Below are 18,908 nucleotides of genomic sequence, written 5' to 3' on the forward strand. Positions count from 1 at the left end.
CAGATGATGGGGCGGATTGCCGATGTTCCTCAACTTCCTTGATGAGCTGCGCGTGGCGGGGATACCCGCAAGCATGAAGGAGCACCTGCTCCTCCTGGAGGCGCTTCAAAAGGACGTGATCGATCGCACGCCAGAGAATTTCTACTATCTGTCTCGATCGGTTTACGTGAAAGACGAGGGCCTCCTCGACAAGTTCGACCAGGTCTTTGCCAAGGTATTCAAGGGCATCGAAACCAGCTTCGCCCAGGAAGGCGCTGAGATCCCGGCGGACTGGTTGAAGGCGATCACCGAGAAGTTTCTTACTCCGGAGGAGATGGAGGCGATCAAGTCGCTCGGCTCCTGGGAGGAGATCATGGAGACGCTGAAGAAGCGCCTCGAAGAGCAGCAAAAGCGGCACCAGGGCGGCAACAAGTGGGTCGGCACCGGCGGCACCTCACCCTTTGGCAACTCCGGGTACAATCCCGAAGGCGTCCGCATCGGCGGCGAATCCAAGCAGAAGCGCGCGCTGAAGGTTTGGGACCAGCGCGAGTTCAAGAACCTCGACAACACGCGCGAACTTGGCACGCGCAATATCAAGATTGCGCTCAGACGCTTGCGCAAGTTTGCTCGCGAAGGCGCCGCAGACGAACTCGATATCGACGCCACGATCGATGGGACTGCGCGTCAGGGATGGCTTGACGTTCACATGCGTCCGGAACGCCGGAATGCCGTGAAGTTGCTCCTGTTCCTCGACGTCGGCGGATCCATGGACCCGTTTGTGAAGCTCTGTGAGGAATTGTTTTCAGCAGCAACCAGCGAATTCAAAAACCTAGAGTTTTTTTACTTCCATAACTGCCCCTACGAGGGGGTCTGGAAAGATAACAAGCGGCGCTTCTCCGAACGCACGCCTATGTGGGATGTGCTCCACAAATTCCCGCACGATTATAAGTTGGTGTTCGTCGGCGACGCCTCGATGAGCCCCTATGAGATCACCCATCCCGGCGGCTCGGTGGAACACTTCAATGAAGAGTCGGGCGCGATTTGGATGAACCGCCTGACAACAACCTATCCAGCTGCGGTGTGGCTGAACCCCGTCGCACAGGCGCAATGGGGTTATTCACAATCGGTGAAGGTCATTCGTGAACTGATGAACGACCGTATGTACCCGCTCACTTTGGCAGGATTGGACGATGCCATGCGGGAGTTGACGCGGAAGCGCTGAACTTCTTTTGGAGCCGGCCAGCGTAGCTCGGTCCGGCTCCACTACTGTTCTTTCTGAATTCGCGCGGGCCTGGATCAGCGCGGGCCGCGCCAGATCCGAACGCGCGCGTTCGGCTTCACGCCGCCCTGATGCGCCGGGCATCGAGCATATTGAAACCGCTTGTTCATGCAGATCCACACCTCGTCGAGCCAGCCCTGGCGATCGGTGGTGATCTTCATCATGTCCGCGCGCATACCGGGGTTTACACGAGCGATGGCGGTTGCGAGCTTTCCGGCCGATAGCGGCTGACGGGACAGCGACACCATGTCCGGGTAGCGCAGCTTACGGTAAAGGCCAGTGGCCTTCGCGAAGTAGCTGTCCGGCGTTTCTCCGGCCATGCAGGTCCCGTGCTTCGCCCATTCATGCTGCAGCAACTGTGCCGAAGGAGTGGAGCAGATGTTCGCCCGCACGGTTCGCTCAGAAAGCAGCGAAGTGACTTTGCAATATTGCGGCCACTCCTTGCCTACCCCATCAGGCCATAGCCCATGCAGGACAAAGCCAAAGCGATTGGAGCCGCCACACTGAAAGCGGGACCGCGCTGCCCGGTCTGGCTGGCGGCAATATTGCGGGGACCAGCTGATCGCGAGCGTGTAGTGACCGATCGGCAGCAAGCGCTGTGGCTCACGTTCGCTTGGCAGGTCCGGTCGGACCGTCAGCATCGTCGCGTCCGGCACATTGCACTGGTACGCCTGCGCCGTTGCCACACCCGGCACCATGGCAAGCGCCAGACCCAACCAACGTATCATTTACCTCACTCCACTCATTGCAGCGTCGCCAACGGCCCTCTCGATGCGGATTAACCCGCGGCTACGGCTCGAGCCTGTCATGTGCGGCGGCCACGTGAAGGCCACAATCGTCATGCGCTGCGCAACCTCGATGTGCTCGCCGTTCAAGCCAACGCGAAGTCAAGACCGATGTCTGCGGCGGGAGCAGACTGGGTGAGCCGGCCAACGCTGATGAAGTCCACACCAGTACCGGCAATTTCGCGGATCGTTTCGAGCGACACCCCTCCTGATGCTTCCGCAGGAACGCGGCCGTTGATGAGGCCAACAGCGTCGCGGAGAACCGCGGCTGGCATATTGTCCAGCAGGAGGCGTGTCGCGCCAGCGCTTATCGCGGGCTCGATTTGGTCGACACGATCAACCTCAACGATGATTTCGGCGATACCCGCGGTGCGAGCGCGACGGACTGCTTCCGCAACGTCGCCTGCAACGGCAACGTGATTGTCCTTGATCATCGCAGCGTCCCAAAGCCCCATGCGATGATTTCTGGCGCCTCCCATTCGGGTCGCGTATTTCTCCAGCACGCGAAGGCCCGGCAGGGTCTTGCGCGTGTCGAGCAAGACAGCACCGGTTCCAGCGATACGATCGACGTACAAGCTCGTCATGGTGGCGATACCAGACAGATGCTGAACAGTGTTCAAAGCCGAGCGCTCGGCAGTCAGCAGAGCACGAGCAAGCCCGTTGATCCGCATCAAGCCAGTACCGCTGGATACTCTCATGCCGTCCTCAACCAGCGGCTCTATCGTAGCTGCGGGATCGAGGTGCCGGAAAAAGGCCGCTGCGATGTCGAGCCCAGCGACGGTGATTGCATCGCGCGTGGCCATGAGCGCATCGAAGCGAGCGTCAGCCGGGATGACCGCCTCTGACGTGACATCCACGCCGGGGCCAAGATCCTCCGCCAAGGTTGCGCGAACAAACGCGCTGATGTCAAAGCCCTCGATCACGGCAGCGTCTCCTCAGGCGAAACTCCCCACAGGCGCGTTGCCTCGACATAGCCGGCTTGGCCGCGCACATCGAACCGACACCATCCTCGGGCGCACTGGCTTACCCGACCCACCACGCCGGGTTCTGCACGCCAGAGTACGCGCGCGCCAAAGGCGGGCCGGTCCCGCATCTCCGTTACTGCGCCTTGCACGATCGCAGTTCGCGTACTGCTGATCAGCGTTCCCAGCATCCATCCCTGCTCGCCGCCGGGGTCTTCCACCTTCCGCCATTCCTTGAAGACATCAACCACCCGTACCGGCAGGTCGGCACGCACATAGAGCCATGTTGCAGGGTAGGATCGGCCCGGCCCGGAACGCATCCGCGCCTTTCCGGCACTGATCGAGGCGAAATAGGGTGGCTTCGGCCGCTCTTTCCCGGCTTGCGCAGCGACATCGCCCCCCGCCAACGCGGCAATAACGGCAAGTGCCGTCAGTCCCGCGGTCCATCGCTGCATCGTTGCCCCCCTGTCGATAACACCCTCCCCTAGCCCGGTGGGCTGCGGGCATTCAACCGATCGTTGACGCGGATGCACAGCTTCGCCAAGCCAGAACCATGGTTGAAACCCGCCGATGCCCCAACCCTCGGGTCGTTGTAACCCGCGAGCTGCCGGACACCACAATGAATCGGCTGGAGGCACTGTTCGACACCGTCAACAATCGCTCCGATCTCGCCATGTCGCGAGAACAACTCGCCTCCGCGATGGCCGATTGCGATGTGCTGGTGCCCACGGTCGTGGACTCCATCGACGCCGAACTGATCGCGGGCGCTGGCGAACGGCTGCGGTTGATCGCCAACTTCGGCGCGGGCGTGAACCATATCGATCTTAAAGCTGCCCGCGCCCGTGGGATCATCGTCACGAACACGCCGGGCGTGCTTACTGAAGATACGGCCGACATGACCATGGCGCTGATCGTGTCCGTGCCGCGCCGCCTCGCCGAAGGAGAGAAGCTGGTACGCTCCGGCGAATGGAAGGGCTGGAGCCCCGGCGGCATGCTGGGCCATCGCATCGGCGGCAAGTCGCTCGGCATTGTCGGAATGGGACGGATCGGACAGGCGGTCGCACGTCGGGCGCGAGCCTTCGGGCTATCCATCCATTACCACAACCGTCATCGCCTGCCCAAGGTGGTGGAGGCGGAGCTCCAGGCGCAATGGCATCCCAATCTCGACGAGATGCTGAGCGGGATTGATATTCTGACGATCCACACGCCCCGAAATGCAGATAGCGAAAACCTGATCGACGCGCGCCGGATCAGCCTTCTGCGATCACACGTCTATCTGATCAACGCCAGCCGTGGCGGGATCGTCGACGAAGACGCGATGATCGATGCACTGGAACAAGGAAAGCTGGCGGGGGCAGGTCTAGATGTCTGGACCCACGAACCGGTGATTGATCCACGGCTCTTGGCACTTCCCAACGTGGTGATGACCCCGCACATGGGATCAGCGACCTACGAGGGTCGGCTCGCCACTGGCGAGAAAGTTATCGCGAATATCCGGATGTGGGCGGACGGCCATCGACCGCCCGACCAAGTGCTTGAGGGCTGGATCTGAAATTAGCGACCGAGGCTCCGCGCCTCGCCAGTATCAGATAATGGGCAGCGGACCATATTCCGCATGTCGCGGCTGACAGGCAGATGAGGGGCCATTCCCCACCTCTGCCTGCCTGAGCCAAACGGCGTTGCCGCTGCCAAAGGATCAATCGCCCGTCAGGATCCGGTCGACCAACTGCTTCACCGTCGGCACAAAGCCGTTGGAATAGAAGGGATCGCGCTTGAAATTATAGGCAGCGTGACCCGCGAACATCAGGTTGGCCTCCGTGTCACCGCCATGGGCAATTTCCTGCAGGGTTTTCTGAATGCAGAAGCTGCGCGGATCCGCCAGGCGCCCGGTGGAATTGGTTTCGGTATCAGCCCAGCTTGAGAACAGACACTGGCTGAGACAGCCCATGCAGTCCGCCTGATCCTTCCGGATCTCTGCCTTTTCCTGCGGCGTGACGAAGACCAGCGTGTTGTCAGGCGTCTTCAGGGCATCGGTGAAACCATGGCCGAACCATTCGCGCGCACGGAGCAGGTCGTTGCGCGTCACCCAGAAGTTCTTGCCCTTCACACCCACGTCCAACTGGAAGACGTGATCACCGGCCTCTTGTGTCGAAAAGGCGATCTGTCGCTCGGAGCGTGCTTCAAGGCTGCGCAGAAACGGATTGCGCACCGCCGAGGAATAAAAACCCGTGGGTGAGAAACGATGCAGGAGGACGTCGCCCTCCTCGATCGTCATCAGCCGCTCCTTCCAAGCCTGGGGAATCGGGCTTTCCTGGGTGAGCAGCGGACGCGTGCCATATTGGAAGGCGATCGCGCCGAGTTCAGGATTGTCGATCCAGTGGTTCCAGTCGCGCAGGTACCACACGCCACCGGCCATGATGATCGGCGTGGTATCGGGAATACCGCCTTCACGCATGGTTTCACGAAGCGCCTTCACGCGAGGATAGGGATCCTCCGGCTTCAGCGGGTCTTCGGCATTGGAAAGGCCATTGTGACCGCCGGCGAGCCAAGGATCCTCGTAAACCACCGCACCGAGAAGGTCCGCGACCTTGGAATAGGCGCGCTTCCAGAGCGCCCGGAAGGCTCGACCGGAAGACACAATCGGAAGATAGTTGACGTTGTAGGAGGCAGCGATCTCGCTGAGCTTATAGGGCATGCCAGCGCCGCAGGTGACGCCCGCGACGAGCCCACGGGTCCGCTCAAGCACGCCCTGCAACACGCGCTGCGCGCCACCCATTTCCCAGAGCACGTTGATGTTGATCGCGCCCTTGCCGCCGGCGATTTCCCAGGCGCGCTGGACCTGCTGCACAGCGCCCTCAATGGCGTAAGCAATCAGTTCTTCGTGCCGCTCCCGCCGCGTCAACGCGTGGTATACCTGTGGCACAATCTTGCCCTCGGCATCGTAGCTGTCGGCATTGACGGCGCTTACCGTCCCGATGCCACCAGCCGCCGCCCATGCGCCGGCCGATGCGTGGTTCGTTGCCGCAACTCCTTTTCCGCCCTCCACCAGCGGCCAAACCTCGCGGCCGTTGTAGACGATGGGCTGCAGCCCCTTGAACACGGCAGATGCCACGACTTTGCTTTACCTCCAATGAGACGGATAAGGCGCCCTAGCCGGAAAGGTTGCGTGGCGCGAGAAAATTACGTGGATCAGGAAAGCGCACCCGACCGGCCCATCGCCGCTTCGTACAACGCGGCGTAGCGAGCGATCATGCGCTGTTCGTCATATTCGGCCTGCGCCTTGCGCCGGTTTGCCTCACCGACGCTGCGCCGAAGCTCCGGATCAGCGATGAGCGCCTGCATCGCATCACGCAAACGAACCTCACCATGATATTCAGTGATAAACGGCGCATTCGCGGCCGACACCATTGCCGGCACGTCCCCGACGGGTGGTGAGACGATCGGGAGGCCGGCGGCCATCCCCTCCACCACGGAGATAGGGAACTGCTCTGAGCGGGAAGAAAGTGCGAGCATGTCGAAGTGACCGAGGAAGCGGTAGGGACGGTCCAGGAACCCGGGCAATACCAGCTGATCCTCGATCCCCATTGCCAGTGCGGCCTTTTCGATAGCCGCCCTTTCGGGGCCCTCGCCGACGATGACCAACCGGAAGCGGGAGGACAGCCCGCCCGCCGCACGGACGAGCGCGGGAAGGTCTTTAACTGCCCTCAAGCCAGCTACCGCGCCGATCACCGTCTCCTTAGGCTTGCGCACGAAGCCGGGGATGCCCTTAGGGTCGGGCTTGCCGGTATACAGCCCGGTGGCAATCCCGTTGATGATACGGTGAACTTTCGACGCCGGTTGCTTCCATGTCTCCAGCGCGATCCGCTCCAGGGACGAGGATGGCACCGCCAGTCCGTGCGCGGCCGACAGCGCCAACCTGCGATACAGGTTGCGCTCCCGCTTCAGGCCACCGGCTTCATCCTCGTTGAAGCCGTCTTCATGATGCACCACCGGCGGCACACCACGGCCGAAGACGCGTCGTGCCATCACGCCATCAATGGCGCCCCAATTGTAGGTGAGCACAAGATCAAAGCGTCGCATGTAGCGGGCAAGAGCGTCGTATCGGGCCACGGATGGGCGCCCCTGCAGCGGGGGCGGATCCTGTGCGATCTCATATTTGATCCCCTTCGCGATCCGATCCCGCGCGCCATAGCGACCCGGCATTCCCGAAACGATAGTGTGGCGCGCGCGATCTCCGAAGGCGTTCATAAGCCGGACGGCGCGAGCCTCCTTGCCACCCAGATCGAAGGTGGAGTGGAGGTGAAGGATGGAGACTGGCTGAGGCATCAGGCGACGCGATGTAGCTGCGAACAGCAAAAAAGTTGAGACACTCGCGGATTGTTCTCATCATTCGTGCGGGAACAGGGAGTACGGCCTATACTCGTAGCTTCGGCATCGCACAGAGCATGCACGTGAAACAGGGTCCGGAGCATCGAACCGACGATCCGATGCGGCTGAACCTATACCCATGTTAATGCAATTTCGCTCTTCTTGACAGGAACGGCGCCGGTCCCCGCCGGGTTGATGCTGAGGCTATTTAGGAGAGCCAAAATGCCTAAAATCAAGATGATCGGCCTGGCAGCCTTGCTCCTGCCAGCGGCTGCGATTGCGCAAAGTACTGGCGGTACTGGCGGTACTGGCGGGACAGGAAGCTCGACGGAACAGACCGGCACGACCACGGGCACCGACATGGGCCAAACAAGTACGCCGACCGGTACCGGCGGGACGATCAACCAAACGGGCCCGCTTACCGGCACGGGCAGCACGACTGGTCAGACGAGCACCACGTCACCACAAACGGATCTGTCCAGTCCCACGATGACCGATCGAGCGGGGCAGACCGGGACGTCGGACGCCACGATGAGCCGGCACGGTCACACTGACGCAACGACCTCGACATCCCGGCGCGGCTCGGAACGCAACTCCCGCCGCTCTGGTACATCAACGACGCAATCGAGCACCCGCTCGACCAATAGCTCGGGAACCGACCGCACTGCCGAGGAACGGACATCGTCGGATCCGCGGTCCAATGAACCGCGCGGCTGATTAGCAATTCAACACCGGGCGCGGCGCGGATCCGTCTCTGCGCCGCAGCTCCCGGTCGGGTACTGACCGTAGCCGCATAGGCGATCAAGGCGCTTGATCAACGTTCAACAGCGGCAAGTTGCGCCTGAACGTGGCGCTTGCCTGGCGCTACGCTGGCGAGATCACGTCCTTCGGGATGTGAGTGATTCGGCAGGCGAGATCTGCCTCCCCGCTGGCGACGATCCAGTGATCACCACCGTCAACGAGACCCGTCGTGAATACGACGTTATCAAGGTACATCTGGTCCTTAAGCGGGGCGGTGAGTTCGGGGTTCGGTTCCAGGAGCGCTTGGTGCTGCGTGTGCAACGTGCGCCACGGCTCATCCTTGTCGAGCAGGGTCCAGTATGTCCGGTAGATGCCGACAACGCCGGACGGTTCGACGCCATGCCACAAGGTAAGCCATCCCTGGTCGGTCAGGACGGGCTGCGCACCGCCACCCATTCGTGCCGTGGCGACGGTGGCAGCGTGCGGGCGGATGCCCGGATGATCGCTGGGCTTCCAGTGCAAGGCGTCGGGCGAAGACGCGAGATTGATCGATGGCCCGGCGCGCCATTCGCTGCCGGGGGAATAGGCGAAATAGAGGTCGCCGAGCGGACGGGTCTGCGCCCAATAGCGGTCGCCGATCAATCCTTCGAAGATCAGCATGTCCTTGTTCTGATGATCGAGGACGATGCCTTCTAGCTGCCAGTCGGCCGCATCGGCACTGGTATAGAGAGTAGTAGAGTGGCGCTCCGGACTGACGGAACAAGTCGTCATCAGGTAGCGATCCCCAACCCGGCTGATGCGGGCGTCCTCGACCCCATAATTCTGGTAACTGGCTCGCGGGGCGATGGCGCGGTCGTAGTGAACAGCTTCGACCCGCCTGCCCTCCGCATCCAGCTCGACCGGGAGAAGCCATGACAGCGAGGTCAGCGCCATCACCTTCCAGCCGCCGCCCCGCATCAAGAATTTGCGCGGATCCGCCGTGTCGACGAGCTGCAGCGGCCAAGGATCGAGCCTGTAGGCGCCACGATCCCAGCGGATCGCCCGAACGTGGCCGTCGCGAATGGGAGTCCGGAGAGCCTCGGCGATGCGAACCATCAGCAGGAGATTGCCATTCGGCAACCGGGTCATGCCGGGGTTGAAGGCGCCGAGTACGTAGGTTTCCTCATCGATCTGCCCCGCCAATGGCGAGCGGGACAGATCAACGTCGTTGGGTGTGAAAACCAGATGATCGAGCGGGAAGGTCATTCCTCATCCTGCATTCGCGGCGAGATGGTCACTTGCTGCACAACGGCGCGGCGAGGCTGGGTGAGCAAATAGTGAACCCCGACGGCGATGTCCTCGGCGCGCAGCATTTCTTCCTTGCGGATACGCTCGGCCTGCTCCTCGCTGGTGCCTTCGACCATGTCGCTGCCCGTCAGGCCGGGCTCCACGAGCGAGACACGGATGCCCTTGGTTCCGAGTTCCCGCCGAAGCGCGATGGCGAAGCCCTGGATGCCGTATTTGATGCCGGCGTAGACGGTCGACTCCTTGCCGAGAACATAGGCGCTCATTGATCCAATCAGGACGATGTCCCCCTGCCCCTTAGCATCCTTGCCATGGGCACCCATCGCCTTTGTGGCGGCTTGAGCCGAGAGCAGATAGGCGGTGAAGTTGCTGCCGATCGTATAGCGCAAGTCCGCCTCGCTCATGTCGGTCAGACCTTCGGCGCCGCGTGCCGCATTGATCACCGCAACGTCGAGCCCGCCGAGATATTCCTTGGCCGCGTCGAACAGGCGATCGACGTTGCTCTCCTCGGCAAGGTCGATGGAGATACCATCGCCCTCCCCGACCTCGCGAATGCGTGTGAGGGCATCCTGTAGATGTTGTTCGTCGCGACCGCAGATGAAGACGCGCGCACCCTCGCTTGCGAGGAGGACGGCGATAGCTCGCCCGATACCCGTTGTTCCGCCAGTCACCAGGACGCGGCGGCCGGCCAGCGGCGTGACGGCGGTATGCGCGTCGGATCGAGCGGACATGAAAGCTCCTTTTGAGCGGGAGCTTCCTTGACGCCTCAAGTGCTTGCCGGTTCCGCCGCCTGGGCGAGCAGTCGATCAATCGCCCCCTGAACTCCGGGTTCCGAAAGCGTTGGTGCGTGACCGATGCCCGGCAGGGTGACCAACGCCGCATTCGGTAGCGACGCCACCATGCGTTCGGCAACGCGTGTAGTGAGGATGTCGGACCTGCCTCCTCGCACCACCAGGACCGGAGCGGTGCCAAGCGCAGCCAGTGCGCGCCAGAGATCCGCACCGGCTTCATTTCCGGGAACGCGGAACGGCTCGGCGATCTTGAGGTCGTAGTCGATGACTACGCGGCCAGCACTGTTGAGCCTGTAAAGCCGCTTGGCCATCGCCAGCCAATCCTCGATGCCCCAGTCAGGGTAAATATCGGCGTGAGCCTCCTGAACGGCGCGGGCAGCATGCATCCAGGTCGGCCACGTGCTGGAGCGCCCAACATGGCCACGTACCCTTGCCAAGCCGACAGGATCGACCTCAGGCCCGACATCATTCAGCAATGCGCCCGCGATCCGCCCGGGCAACATGCCCGCGAGCAACATGGTGACGATGCCACCCAGCGACGTGCCAACCGCAATGAAACGGTCGATCTTCTGCTCTTCCAAAAAGCCGGCGATGTCCTGAGCATAGGTGAGCGGGACATAGCTCATCGGATCCTTCGCGTAGGCGCTCTCGCCTCGTCCGCGCAGGTCGATCGCCAGGACCCGATGGCGGGCGGAAATCCGCCGTGCGAGCAAATCATAGTCGCGCGCGTTTCGCGTAAGCCCGGGCAGGCACAGCACCGGCGGCGCGCCCCTTTCGCCAGGATAATCACGCGCGTGGAGCCGCAAACCATCCCTGGACCACCAATATACATCTTCAAAGGCGGTCATGCTTGCACCTTCACTCACCCTAGGCCCATATCCACTCATGGCCTTCGACCCGCAAGCGTACCGACCCGAGACGACCATCCAATCGCTCGGGAACGAGTTCTATGACGTGGTCGAGGCAGCAGCGTTCCCGCAAACGATCATCCGGTTCCGCAACAATCGGGCAGCGGCCGAGATCGGCCTCGATGGACTGGATGACGGCCGCTGGGCGGAGCATTTCGGCCGCTTTCGGCCGCTATCCGGCTCGCTCCAGCAGCCACTCGCCCTGCGCTATCACGGACACCAGTTTCGCGCGTACAATCCCGATATAGGCGATGGTCGTGGCTTTACCTTTGCCCAGCTTCGCGACCTCGACGGGCGGCTGATGGACCTTGGCACCAAGGGATCGGGACAGACACCATGGAGCCGGTTCGGCGACGGTCGCCTGACGCTGAAGGGCGGAGTTCGGGAGGCGCTGGCGACGGAGATGCTGGAGGCGCTGAACGTCCCGACATCGCGCACCTTGTCGCTGATCGAAACGGGGGAAGAGCTGCGCCGCGAGGACGAACCCTCGCCAACCCGCTCGGCGGTGCTGGTACGGCTGAGCCACAGCCACATTCGGGTGGGCACCTTTCAACGGCTGGCGTTCGAGCGCAACGCGGCGGACATGCGGCGGCTTGTACAATATGTGCTGGCCAACCTGTATGGCGAGGACAGCGACGATCCGGTTCGGCTGCTGAAGCTGGTGGTCGGCAGCACGGCGCGGCTTGCCGCCAGCTATATGGCGGCCGGATTTGTTCACGGCGTGCTGAACACAGACAATATCAACATCACCGGCGAGAGTTTCGATTACGGCCCCTGGCGGTTCACGCCGACATGGGAACCCGCCTTCACGGCCGCGTATTTCGACCACAACAGCCTGTACGCCTTCGGCCGGCAACCCGAAGCGATCCACTGGGCGGTCATGCAGCTGGCCTCTTCGCTGCGGCTGCTGGCTGAGGCCGATCCTCTCGTCGCGGCCCTGGAGCAGTTCGCGCCCGCCTATCAGCCGGCGATTACCGATGCCATGCTCTGGCGGCTGGGTCGCACGTCCGTCTCGGCAGAGGCAGACCGGGCGTTGGTGCAAGCAACCGAGCGCGCGCTGCGCGAAAGCAACGCCGGCATCGACCGCTTCTTCTTCGACGCCTTCGCCCAGCCACTTCCAGCTAGCTATGGCTCGGAATGGGACGAGGCACGAAAGCTGCTGGATGCAGCGCCCCTACGCAGCGACCGGTCGCATCGCTATTGGGCGAGTGAGCCGTGCTCCATGCTGATCGAAGAGGTCGAAGCGATCTGGTCAGCGATCCGCGACCATGACGATTGGGCGCCGTTTCATGCGAAGATTGCGGCCGTGCGGGCCATGGGCGAGGCTCTTCGCTGAACTTGTTTCACGCGGCCGAATACCCATAAGGCCGAATAATCGGATGTTGAGGGCAGTACGTGAGCGAAATCATCTCCTTCGAGCCCGCAACCGGCGCGGAAATGTGGCGCGGGGCGATCGGAGACGTGGATGCGGAGGTCGCAGCTGCCCGTGCCGGCTGGGCGACCTGGGCGGCGCGGCCGCTGACCTATCGGATCGAAACCCTGCGCCGGTTCGCCAATGTGGTTCGGTCCCGTCAGGATGATTTCGCCGATGTAATCGCCCGTGAGACCGGAAAGCCGCTATGGGAAGCGCGGACGGAGGTGGACACCGTTATCGGCAAGGTGGACATCTCGGTCTCCGCTTATGCGGACCGCACCGCGCAGCGGCGCCTGGATGCGCCGATGGGATCGCGCATGGCGCTCCGCCACAAGCCGCACGGCGTGCTGGCGGTGCTGGGCCCGTACAACTTTCCCGCCCACCTGCCCAACGGCCACATCGTTCCCGCGCTGATCGCCGGCAATGCCGTGGTGTTCAAACCATCCGAGAAGACGCCGGCCACCGGCGCCTTTCTGGTGGATTGCTATCGCGCCGCGGGTGTGCCGGAGGATAGCATCCGGCTGGTAATCGGCGGACCCGATGAAGGCCGCGCCTTGGCCGGTCACGACGGGATTGATGGGCTGCTCTTCACTGGCTCGGCGCGCACCGGGATCGCGCTGAACCGGGCATTTGCGGAAAAGCCGGAGAAGATCCTGGCGCTCGAAATGGGCGGCAACAATCCGATCGTCGTCTGGGACACGCCGGACCTGTACGCAGCGGCGATCATCATCATCCAGTCTGCGTTCACCACGGCGGGTCAGCGGTGCACGGCTGCCCGACGGCTCATCGTGGACGAAAAGCTGTGTGTGCCGCTGATGGAGCAACTCAACGGATTGCTGAACCGCGTGATCGTTGGCGCTCCCCACGACGACCCCGCCCCTTTCATGGGCCCGGTGATCGACAATGAAGCGGCGGACCAGCTGACCGAAAGCTTCCTTGCGCTGTTGATGCGCGGCGGGCGGCCGATCCGCCACCTGGAGCGGCTCGTTCCGGACAAGCCGTTCCTGCTGCCGAGCATCATCGACATGACGGCGGTGACCGAGCGACCCGACATGGAGCTGTTCGGGCCGATTCTTCAGGTGGTGCGCACCAACACCTTCGACGAGGCGATCGCCGAGGCGAACAACACGCGGTATGGCCTGTCGGCTTCGCTGATCAGCCAGACCCCTGCCCTGTACGATCGGTTCTGGGCAGGCGCGCGCGCCGGCATCGTCAACTGGAACCGTCCGACCAACGGCGCCTCGTCCTCGGCGCCGTTCGGCGGCATCGGCTGGTCGGGCAATCACAGGCCGAGCGCATATTATGCCGCCGACTACTGCGCCTATCCAGTGGTCTCGAACGAGGCGGATGCCGCGCGGGCATCGATCGGCATTGGGCTGCGCGACGCCTGATCGCGGCCGCACCGTGGTCCAGCAATTGCTGTCTTCCAGCCCGTCCGGGGTGGCCGGCGCGGGGTCGGGCGGGAGCGGCAGGGAGTGGCCGGGGAAACCACCTTTGCCTTCGCGGGGTTGTGTTGGCATGCGAACACTCGCCTGCGCCCTTGCCCTTAGCCTATCGCTCGTTGCCTGCTCGTCCGAGCCCGATGCGTCGAATGCTGCCCAATCGGTCGACGCAACGCAGGACGTGCCGGAGGCGGCGCCGCAGCCGGACGCGCAAGTGGCGCCCTCTCCTGCGCCTGCGCCGGTATCTTCGCCTGTGCTCACACCGACGCCGACCATGTCGAGTGCGCCTGACAGGGTCCTTGCCCTAGAAGGGCTTGGTGATCTACGCATCGGCGCCGCCATTCCTTCGGGTGGCAGCTGGGCCGAGCGCGGCGCGCAGATCGACGGTGATTGCAGAACCGTCAGCTCACCGCGCTTCCCCGGTGTTTATGCCATCGTCACCGCCGGTAAGGTCCGTCGGATCACTGTTGGGGAACGATCGGACGTCAAGCTGGTCGAAGGCATCGGCGTCGGCACCAGCGAGCAGGACGTCAAGCGGGCGTTTGGCGGGTTCCGTGAGGAACGCCACGAATATGAGCAGGCGCCAGCCAAATATCTGACCGCGCCCAATGCGCGGAGCGGCGACCCGGCGTTGCGCTTCGAGATCGGACAGGATCGTCGGGTCAGCCTGATCCACGTCGGGACTATGCCAGTGCTCGGCTATGTCGAGGGCTGCGCGTGAGGCGCACTTAACCTTTTGGCATAGCTATCCTACGGCATCGTCAAGCATCGCTCGGTTGATGCGGACAGGCGGGCACGCCATCTTCCCGAGCATGGCAAGCCTTCTCGATCCCGATGCGCGTGGGCGCGTCATCCTAGTCGGTGCCGGCCCGGGCGATCCCGGACTGTTGACTGTGCGTGCGGTGGAAGCGCTGAAGTCAGCGGACGTGATCGTTCACGATGGCCTGATCGACATGCGCGTGCTGGATCTGGCACCGGCGGACGCACACCGCATTTCGGTGGCGAAGCGGCGTGCGCGCCACACCCTGCCGCAGGAAGCCATCAACGCGCTGATCGTCGCGCATGTACGTGCGGGCAGCGTGGTCGTTCGGCTGAAGGGCGGCGACCCGTTCATCTTCGGGCGCGGCGGCGAGGAAGTGGAGGCGGTGCGCGCCGCCGGCCTGCCTGTCGAGGTGATCCCGGGTGTCTCGGCGGCGCTCGGCTGCGCGGCGGAGGCGATGCTGCCGCTGACGCATCGCGACCATTCCAGCGCGGTCAGCTTCGTTGCGGGCCAGTGCAAAGGGCTGACCGAGCAGGACTGGTCGGGCCTTGCCGGCCAGGGTCGTACGCTGGTGATCTACATGGGCGTCGCGACGGCAGATGCGATTGCGGACAAGTTGATCGCCGATGGCGTGGCGCCCGACATGCCGGTCGCCGTGCTGGAAAAGGGCACCTGCCCCGGCCACCGCGCGCTCAAGACGCTGCTGGCGGACCTGGGCGCGATGGTGACGCGCGAGAGGGTGGCGAGCCCGGCGATTATCGTCGTCGGCGAAGTGGTCGAACTGTCGGATGCGGAGGACAAATTGGTGGCCTGGGCGCGTGCTGCGGAGAGCATGAACGGATGAAATTGCTGACGGGGAATGATCTGGTGACCGGCGACGTCACATGGTGGACCGGCGAAGGCTGGTCACGCCATGTCGAGGATGCCGTCGACGTGGGTGATCGTGGCGAAGCGATCGCCAAGGCGGAGGAAGGCGCCCGCCGCGTCAACGTGCCCTATGTGATCGATGCGGTGGCGACGCCCGAGGGGCCGCGACCGGCGCATATCAAGGACCGGATCCGCGCGCTGGGCCCGACCGTCCGCCCGGACCTGACGCTGAAGCCGGCTGATCCCGATGCGGGCAGCTGGGTAATTTGACCCTCGATCCCGCTGGCGAGCGGCGGGGACCAGGAAGACACGATGTATCAATATGACCAGTATGACCAGTCGATCGTCGACGCCCGGGTGGAGGAATTCCGCGACCAGGTGAAGCGGCGCCTCGCGGGTCAGATGACCGAGGACCAGTTCAAGCCGCTCCGGCTGATGAACGGCCTCTACCTGCAATTGCACGCTTATATGCTGCGCGTGGCAGTGCCCTATGGCACGCTGAGCAGCCGGCAGATGCGGATGCTGGGCCATGTCGCGCGCAAGTATGACCGCGGATACGGCCATTTCACCACGCGCCAGAACATCCAGTTCAACTGGATCAAGCTGGAGGATGCGCCCGATATCCTCGCGGAGCTGGCGACGGTCGAGATGCACGCCATCCAGACCAGCGGCAATTGCATCCGCAACATCAGTTCGGACCAGTTCGCTGGGGCCGCCGCCGACGAGGTGACCGATCCGCGCCCCTGGGCCGAGCTGCTGCGGCAATGGTCGACGTTCCACCCCGAATTCACCTACCTGCCGCGCAAGTTCAAGATCGCGGTGATCGCCGCGGCGGAGGATCGCGCAGCGATGCGGCTGCACGATATCGGCATCGAGCTGCTGAAGAAGGATGGCGTGCTCGGCGCCAAGATCTTCGTCGGTGGCGGCATGGGCCGCACCCCGATGATCGCGCACGAGATCCGCGATTTCGTGACGGCGGATGAGCTGCTGAGCTATCTCGAGGCGTGCCTGCGCGTGTACAATCGCTACGGCCGGCGCGACAATATCTACAAGGCGCGGATCAAGATCCTGCTCCACGAACTGGGCCCGGACGAATATCGCCGCCAGGTCGAGGAGGAGTTCGCCCATGTGAAGACGCTGGGCATCGACCCGCCGGTCGCTGAGCTGGAGCGCATCAGCGCCTTCTTTGCGCCGCCGGCGTTCGAGACGGGCCTGAGCGAGGACGTCGATCGCAGCGACCCGGATTTCGCCGTGTGGCTGGACCAGAACGTGAAGCCGCACAAGCAGCCGGGCTACGCGATCGTCAACGTGTCGCTGAAGCCGGTGGGCGGCATCCCGGGCGACGCCTCGGCCGACCAGATCGACGTGATGGCGGACCTGGGCGAGCAGTATTCGTTCGACGAGCTGCGCGTGACCCATGCGCAGAACATCGTCCTGCCGCATGTGCGCAAGGCGGACCTCTACGCGGTATGGCAGAAGCTGACCGAGGCGGGGCTGGCCGAGGCGAACCTCGACCTCATCAGCGATATCATCGCCTGCCCCGGCCTTGATTATTGCAGCCTCGCCAATGCGCGGTCGATCCCGCTGGCACAGAAGATCGCGCAGCGGTTCCGCGATCTCGACCGGCAGCGTGACCTAGGCGAGCTGAAGCTCAAGATCTCGGGCTGCATCAACGCCTGCGGCCACCACCATGCCGGGCACATCGGCATCCTGGGCGTCGATAAGAAGGGCAAGGAAAACTACCAGCTATCGCTCGGCGGATCGGGCGCGGAGGACGTGAGCCTCGCCAAGATCACCGGCCCCGGTTTCGACGAGGATGGCGTGGTCGACGCGATCGAGCGCGTCACCGACCGCTTCGTCCAGGTGCGCGAGCCTGGCGAGCGGTTCCTCGACACCTACCGCCGTGTTGGCTTCGAGACGTTCAAGGAAGCCATTTATGGTTGACCGCGTGCCGCTCCCCGGCGGCGGCTACAGCGGCGCGAACGTCAGTTCGCTGTCCTGTGGAACGGCGAACACGCCCCACCCTTCGCTCCTCTCGCGTTCATCGCGCAAGTGATCAGAACATGGCAGATATGACCCAAGACAATCTTCTGCGCTTTCGCGACGATGAAGCCCATGACGAGCCGGCAGTGACGCTGGACTCGTTCCTGGACGGCCAGACCAACGCCGGGGCCGTGCGGCTGGAGGCCGGCGACGATGCGCGGGCGCTGCTCCCGCTGCTTGGTCAGCTTGCCCTTGTGGAGGTCAGCTTCCCCACGTTCCGTGACGGGCGGGGTTATTCCGCCGCACGTATCCTGCGCGAGGCCGGCTACACCGGCGAATTGCGCGCGGCCGGCGACGTGCTGGTCGACCAGATCCCGCATATGCGCCGCTGTGGCTTCGACAGCTTTGCCCCCGAGGCGCCGGTCGATGGCGAGACGCTGCAACGCAGTCTGAATCGATACGATCACCCTTATCAGCGCGCCGCCGACCCGACGGTGCCCATATGGAAGTTACGTCATGGCTAATGCCGCTCGCCGCCTCGACATGATCGACGTCGCACCCGCCTTTACGAGCGCGGATGCGGCGGCGATGGAGGCGCGCTTCGCGGGTGTTTCTACCCAAGACATGCTCGCTGACCTGCTTACCGGCGAGCTCAAGGGCCGCGTGGCCGCGGTTTCCTCCTTCGGCACCGAATCGGCCGTGCTGCTGCACATGGTGGCACAAGTCGACAAGGATGTGCCGGTCGTCTTCACCAACACCCAGAAGATGTTCGGGGAAACGCTTGAATATCGTGATGAACTTTCCGAGCGGCTGGGGCTGACGGACTTGCGCGTCTTTCGGCCTGATCCCCGCATATTGGCCGCAAAGGACGCGACCGGGCTGCGCTGGTCCTATGATCCGGACGGCTGCTGCGAGATCCGCAAGGTGGAGCCGCTTCGGCGCGCGCTGCTGCCGTTCGACGCGTGGATTTCGGGACGCAAGGGTTTCCAGTCCGCAACGCGGGCCGCATTGCCGCGGTTCGAGATCGATGACGGTCGATTGAAGCTGAACCCGCTCGCCGACTGGAACAAGGAGCGGCTAGAGGCTTATTTCGCGGAGCATGAATTGCCGCGGCACCCGCTGGAGGCAGATGGTTACCCCTCCATCGGCTGCAAACCGTGCACGTCCAAGGTGCTGCCCGGCGAGGATCCGCGTGCGGGCCGCTGGCGCGGTTGGGAAAAGGTGGAGTGCGGCATTCACGTGCCGGAGAAGCCGGGCGAAGAACCGGTTTTCTGAGCCACCTTCCTCAGGGAGCGGGCACCCCGGCATGGGCCGGGGTTCCACTGCCCAACAAGCGAAATGCTAC

Annotated in this window: 19 protein-coding genes; 11 read left to right on the forward strand and 8 right to left on the reverse strand. The window is 63.5% G+C overall.

Annotation, left to right across the window (positions count from 1 at the left end):
- The first annotated feature begins 22 nt into the window (after positions 1-22).
- Positions 23-1,201 (forward strand): vWA domain-containing protein, encoded by a 1,179-nt coding sequence (locus LK535_RS03515; protein WP_227770489.1) that lies wholly within the window; start codon positions 23-25, stop codon positions 1,199-1,201.
- Between the two features lie 74 nt (positions 1,202-1,275).
- Here the strand turns inward: LK535_RS03515 and LK535_RS03520 are convergent, their stop codons facing one another.
- The 3 genes from LK535_RS03520 to LK535_RS03530 form a co-directional block, all read right to left on the reverse strand.
- Complete coding sequence (locus LK535_RS03520) at positions 1,276-1,986, reverse strand: ribonuclease T2 family protein (protein ID WP_227770490.1); 711 nt, start codon at positions 1,984-1,986, stop codon at positions 1,276-1,278.
- A gap of 143 nt (positions 1,987-2,129) precedes the next feature.
- A complete protein-coding gene (gene nadC, locus LK535_RS03525) occupies positions 2,130-2,966 on the reverse strand; it encodes a carboxylating nicotinate-nucleotide diphosphorylase (RefSeq protein ID WP_227770491.1) in 837 nt (278 codons plus the stop codon).
- Positions 2,963-3,460: an SH3 domain-containing protein gene (locus LK535_RS03530; RefSeq protein WP_227770492.1), complete on the reverse strand. Its 498-nt coding sequence runs from the start codon at positions 3,458-3,460 to the stop codon at positions 2,963-2,965. Before LK535_RS03530 ends, nadC begins: the two co-directional genes overlap by 4 nt.
- A 98-nt stretch (positions 3,461-3,558) precedes the next feature.
- On the opposite strand from LK535_RS03530, the gene LK535_RS03535 reads away from it, so the two are divergent.
- Positions 3,559-4,557, forward strand: coding sequence for a 2-hydroxyacid dehydrogenase (locus LK535_RS03535; protein ID WP_227770493.1), 999 nt, complete (start codon positions 3,559-3,561; stop codon positions 4,555-4,557).
- 144 nt (positions 4,558-4,701) lie between these two features.
- Here the strand turns inward: LK535_RS03535 and LK535_RS03540 are convergent, their stop codons facing one another.
- Positions 4,702-6,105 carry an NAD(P)H-dependent flavin oxidoreductase gene (locus tag LK535_RS03540; RefSeq protein ID WP_227771061.1) on the reverse strand — a complete coding sequence of 468 codons (1,404 nt, stop codon included), beginning with the start codon at positions 6,103-6,105 and terminating at the stop codon, positions 4,702-4,704.
- Between the two features lie 89 nt (positions 6,106-6,194).
- Positions 6,195-7,331: a glycosyltransferase family 4 protein gene (locus tag LK535_RS03545; protein ID WP_227770494.1), complete on the reverse strand. Its 1,137-nt coding sequence runs from the start codon at positions 7,329-7,331 to the stop codon at positions 6,195-6,197.
- Between the two features lie 264 nt (positions 7,332-7,595).
- Between LK535_RS03545 and LK535_RS03550 the strand changes: the two genes are divergently transcribed.
- A complete protein-coding gene (locus LK535_RS03550; protein ID WP_227770495.1) occupies positions 7,596-8,090 on the forward strand; it encodes a hypothetical protein in 495 nt (164 codons plus the stop codon).
- 147 nt (positions 8,091-8,237) lie between these two features.
- On the opposite strand, the gene LK535_RS03555 is transcribed toward LK535_RS03550, so the two are convergent.
- Genes LK535_RS03555 through LK535_RS03565 form a run of 3 tightly spaced genes read right to left on the reverse strand, consistent with a single transcriptional unit; the run spans position 8,238 to position 11,037 of the window.
- Positions 8,238-9,359 (reverse strand): glycosidase, encoded by a 1,122-nt coding sequence (locus LK535_RS03555; RefSeq protein WP_227770496.1) that lies wholly within the window; start codon positions 9,357-9,359, stop codon positions 8,238-8,240.
- Entirely contained in the window at positions 9,356-10,129 is a 774-nt protein-coding gene (locus tag LK535_RS03560; RefSeq protein WP_227770497.1) for an SDR family oxidoreductase, read from the reverse strand. The genes LK535_RS03555 and LK535_RS03560 overlap by 4 nt, the downstream gene beginning before the upstream one ends.
- A gap of 35 nt (positions 10,130-10,164) precedes the next feature.
- Entirely contained in the window at positions 10,165-11,037 is an 873-nt protein-coding gene (locus LK535_RS03565; protein WP_227770498.1) for an alpha/beta fold hydrolase, read from the reverse strand.
- A 37-nt stretch (positions 11,038-11,074) separates the two neighbouring features.
- Between LK535_RS03565 and LK535_RS03570 the strand changes: the two genes are divergently transcribed.
- The 8 genes from LK535_RS03570 (at position 11,075) to LK535_RS03605 (ending at position 18,838) form a co-directional block, all read left to right on the forward strand.
- Positions 11,075-12,433, forward strand: coding sequence for a protein adenylyltransferase SelO family protein (locus LK535_RS03570; protein ID WP_227770499.1), 1,359 nt, complete (start codon positions 11,075-11,077; stop codon positions 12,431-12,433).
- 59 nt (positions 12,434-12,492) lie between these two features.
- The gene (gene astD / locus LK535_RS03575) at positions 12,493-13,902 is read left to right on the forward strand and encodes a succinylglutamate-semialdehyde dehydrogenase (RefSeq protein ID WP_227770500.1); all 1,410 of its coding nucleotides are present in this window, start codon (positions 12,493-12,495) and stop codon (positions 13,900-13,902) included.
- A gap of 127 nt (positions 13,903-14,029) precedes the next feature.
- Positions 14,030-14,674, forward strand: a complete 645-nt coding sequence (locus LK535_RS03580) for a hypothetical protein (RefSeq protein WP_227770501.1) — start codon at positions 14,030-14,032, stop codon at positions 14,672-14,674.
- Positions 14,675-14,765: 91 nt separating this feature from the next.
- Complete coding sequence (gene cobA / locus LK535_RS03585; protein WP_227770502.1) at positions 14,766-15,557, forward strand: uroporphyrinogen-III C-methyltransferase; 792 nt, start codon at positions 14,766-14,768, stop codon at positions 15,555-15,557.
- Positions 15,554-15,850, forward strand: a complete 297-nt coding sequence (locus LK535_RS03590; protein ID WP_046411012.1) for a DUF2849 domain-containing protein — start codon at positions 15,554-15,556, stop codon at positions 15,848-15,850. The genes cobA and LK535_RS03590 overlap by 4 nt, the downstream gene beginning before the upstream one ends.
- 42 nt (positions 15,851-15,892) lie before the next feature.
- Positions 15,893-17,524 (forward strand): nitrite/sulfite reductase, encoded by a 1,632-nt coding sequence (locus LK535_RS03595; RefSeq protein ID WP_227770503.1) that lies wholly within the window; start codon positions 15,893-15,895, stop codon positions 17,522-17,524.
- Positions 17,525-17,643: 119 nt separating this feature from the next.
- Complete coding sequence (locus LK535_RS03600) at positions 17,644-18,087, forward strand: DUF934 domain-containing protein (RefSeq protein WP_227770504.1); 444 nt, start codon at positions 17,644-17,646, stop codon at positions 18,085-18,087.
- On the forward strand, positions 18,080-18,838 hold the full coding sequence (locus LK535_RS03605) for a phosphoadenylyl-sulfate reductase (protein ID WP_227770505.1): 759 nt from the start codon (positions 18,080-18,082) through the stop codon (positions 18,836-18,838). The genes LK535_RS03600 and LK535_RS03605 overlap by 8 nt, the downstream gene beginning before the upstream one ends.
- Positions 18,839-18,908: the final 70 nt, after the last annotated feature.

It is taken from the genome of Sphingomonas sp. IC4-52 (assembly GCF_020707225.1).
Classification (GTDB): Bacteria; Pseudomonadota; Alphaproteobacteria; order Sphingomonadales; family Sphingomonadaceae; genus Sphingomonas.

Coding starts and splice junctions, on each gene's coding strand:
- LK535_RS03515 (WP_227770489.1), top strand. CDS start 23: ATGTTCCTCAACTTCCTTGATGAGCTGCGCGTGGCGGGGATACCCGCA.
- LK535_RS03520 (WP_227770490.1), bottom strand. CDS start 1,986: ATGATACGTTGGTTGGGTCTGGCGCTTGCCATGGTGCCGGGTGTGGCA.
- LK535_RS03530 (WP_227770492.1), bottom strand. CDS start 3,460: ATGCAGCGATGGACCGCGGGACTGACGGCACTTGCCGTTATTGCCGCG.
- LK535_RS03535 (WP_227770493.1), top strand. CDS start 3,559: ATGGTTGAAACCCGCCGATGCCCCAACCCTCGGGTCGTTGTAACCCGC.
- LK535_RS03545 (WP_227770494.1), bottom strand. CDS start 7,331: ATGCCTCAGCCAGTCTCCATCCTTCACCTCCACTCCACCTTCGATCTG.
- LK535_RS03550 (WP_227770495.1), top strand. CDS start 7,596: ATGCCTAAAATCAAGATGATCGGCCTGGCAGCCTTGCTCCTGCCAGCG.
- LK535_RS03555 (WP_227770496.1), bottom strand. CDS start 9,359: ATGACCTTCCCGCTCGATCATCTGGTTTTCACACCCAACGACGTTGAT.
- LK535_RS03560 (WP_227770497.1), bottom strand. CDS start 10,129: ATGTCCGCTCGATCCGACGCGCATACCGCCGTCACGCCGCTGGCCGGC.
- LK535_RS03565 (WP_227770498.1), bottom strand. CDS start 11,037: ATGACCGCCTTTGAAGATGTATATTGGTGGTCCAGGGATGGTTTGCGG.
- LK535_RS03570 (WP_227770499.1), top strand. CDS start 11,075: ATGGCCTTCGACCCGCAAGCGTACCGACCCGAGACGACCATCCAATCG.
- LK535_RS03580 (WP_227770501.1), top strand. CDS start 14,030: ATGCGAACACTCGCCTGCGCCCTTGCCCTTAGCCTATCGCTCGTTGCC.
- cobA (WP_227770502.1), top strand. CDS start 14,766: ATGGCAAGCCTTCTCGATCCCGATGCGCGTGGGCGCGTCATCCTAGTC.
- LK535_RS03590 (WP_046411012.1), top strand. CDS start 15,554: ATGAAATTGCTGACGGGGAATGATCTGGTGACCGGCGACGTCACATGG.
- LK535_RS03595 (WP_227770503.1), top strand. CDS start 15,893: ATGTATCAATATGACCAGTATGACCAGTCGATCGTCGACGCCCGGGTG.
- LK535_RS03600 (WP_227770504.1), top strand. CDS start 17,644: ATGGCAGATATGACCCAAGACAATCTTCTGCGCTTTCGCGACGATGAA.
- LK535_RS03605 (WP_227770505.1), top strand. CDS start 18,080: ATGGCTAATGCCGCTCGCCGCCTCGACATGATCGACGTCGCACCCGCC.